At 69.0% G+C, this 2,484-nt stretch carries 1 protein-coding gene; it reads right to left on the bottom strand.

Annotated elements, in window-relative coordinates; translation table 11 throughout:
• A partial coding sequence (locus ACY45C_RS13855) for an acyl-CoA dehydrogenase family protein (protein ID WP_462188020.1) occupies nucleotides 1-1,702 on the bottom strand: 1,702 nt, incomplete at its 3' end.
• Nucleotides 1,703-2,484 lie beyond the last annotated feature (782 nt).

Genomic DNA, 2,484 nt, shown 5'->3' with positions numbered 1-2,484 from the left:
CCTGCCGGCAGAACAGGTCGGCCAGGTCGATCGCAGTCGGCTCGCCCTCCTCATCGAGCATCCGGGCCCGCACGACCGCCGCGCTGATAGCGAACAGTTCGGCGCCGATGTCGACGAGACGCCCGAGGAACGCCTGCTTCTTCTCCAGTCCGCCCTGCCAGCGAGCCATCCCGTAGAAGGTCGACCGGGCGAGCTTGCGCGCCGAGCGATCCACGAAACGCAGGTGCGTGCCGAGCCGACCGAATTCGAGGAACGATCGCGGCGACGTCCCGCTGCCGACGGCGAGGCCGGGCAGCCAGCGGCCGTAGAAGGCAGCCGCCCGTCCGGCGCCGCGGGCCTTCGCCGCGATCGACGCGTCCGGGGAAATGATGTCACCGGCCACCGAGAGGTGGGTGTCCACGGCCTCCCGCGCGATGAGCAACCGCATGATCTCGGTGGAGCCTTCGAAGATCCGGTTGATGCGCAGGTCGCGTAGCATCTGCTCGGCCGGTACCGGTCGTTCCCCCCGGTTGGCCAGGGACTGGGCGGTCTCGTACCCACGACCGCCGCGGATCTGGACCAGCTCGTCGGCGATCAGCCAGGCCATCTCGCTGGCATACAGCTTGGCCAGGGCAGCCTCGATCCGGATGTCCCCGCGTCCCTCATCGGCCATCAGGCCGGACAGTTCCAGCATCGCCTCCAGCCCGAACGTGGTGGCGGCCATGAACGCGATCTTCTGGGCGATGGCGTCGTGCTGGCCGATGGGCCGACCCCACTGGACGCGGTCCCGCGACCATTCCCGGGCGATGCGCAGCGCGTACTTGGCGCCGCCCACACAGGTCGCCGGCAGGGCGAGGCGGCCGGTGTTCAGCGTCGTCAGGGCAATCTTGAGCCCCTCGCCTTCCCGCCCGAGGCGGTCCGCGGCCGGGACCCGGACCTGCTCGAAGCTGGTCACCCCGTTCTCGATGCCGCGCAGACCCATGAACTCGTTGCGGTGCTCCACCTTCACGCCGGGTGCGTGGGCATCGACGATGAAACACGTGATGCCACCGCGATGACCGGCCGAGCGCGGGACGACCGCCATGACCACCAGCCGATCGGCGATCACACCGTTGGTGGTCCACAGCTTGCGGCCGCTCAGCTCGTAGGCGGCGCCGCCCTCGACCGGCACCGCCTGGCTGCTCATCCGGGCCGGGTCGCTGCCCACGTCGGGCTCGGTCAGCAGGAACGCGCTGATCTCCTCGCGGGCCACCTTCGGTAGATACGTCCGCTTCTGCTCCTCGGTACCGAACCCCAGGACCGGCTCGGCCACGCCGATCGACTGGTGCGCCGAGAGCAGCGTGGGCAGGCTCGCATGCCACGAGCTGGACAGTTCAAGCGCCCGGTTGTAGTAAACGGTGGTCAACCCGAGTCCGCCGTACTCCTCGGGGATCTTCATGCCGAGGGCGCCTATCCGCCGCAGCCCGTCGATCACCTGCCCAGGTAGCCGCCCGTCCCGCTCGATCTGCAACGGGTCCACCGTCTCCCGCAGGAACGACTCGAGCTGGGCCAGGAACGCCTCCCCCCGCTGCCGGTCGCCCTCCTTCGGCCGCGGGTGCGGGGAGATCAGATCGAGCCGGAGATGACCGAGGAAAAGCTCCTTGCCAAACGAGGGAAGCCGCCACTCGGCCTCCCGGGCCGCCTCGGCGACCCTGCGCGCCTCCCGTTCTCCCACCTGCGCCATCTCTCGCCTCCCCGTCCGTGAGCGGTATCCCGTCCGTCAGCGGTATGCAGTCCCTACCTACCCGTACTCCTTACCCGCACCGCGCCCATCCGCACGAGCTGGCACGCACACTCAGGCCGCGATCCGTCCGTACCGGCCCCCGCACCGATCTCCGCACCGATCAATGTCGACTTCCATCTGATCGCCCCCTGCCGGCGAATTTGGGGGACCTGAGCACGGTCTGCGGTCCCTGGACCGTGACTGGCTCCCCCAAATTCGACCGCCGCGCGATCATGAGGACCCGAACTCGCGAACGTTGGTAGTCACCGCGTCCGCGACGCGACCTCTCACTGCGGGGGCGGAGGTCGCGGAACAGTAGCACCAGTGTGCCGGGCTGCCGCAGGACATCCACGAGGGTAGATCGGGACGGCATGTACACGCCGAGCACATCAACGAGCCGTTTACTCGAATGTCTCGCCCGGACGACCGGACGGCTGTCCAGGGCGGCGGGCGCGGCGCTGCCCGGGCACTCGACGTCCAGCCCGCGCGGCGCGGCCGATGTCGGCCCGCGCACAAGGCTTGCAGATGTTGCGTTTGTTTCGGATGATGCAGTTGGGAACCGTGAATGTTGATGGAGCTGGCAGAGATGCCCGGCCAGGTTGACGGCGCGACCGGGCGACCGGACCCCGATCTGATCGGCACCCACCGGCGGATCAAGTTTCGCGACCTCCACAAGTACAGAAGCCGCGACGACCTGGCGCGGCGGCGCGAGGCCGACAACCTGACCGAGCTGACCCAGCAAC

This window comes from Frankia sp. CcWB2 (assembly GCF_977927585.1).
The sequence above is the reverse complement of the archived record's forward strand: the minus strand, read 5'-3'. Positions and strand labels throughout refer to the sequence as shown.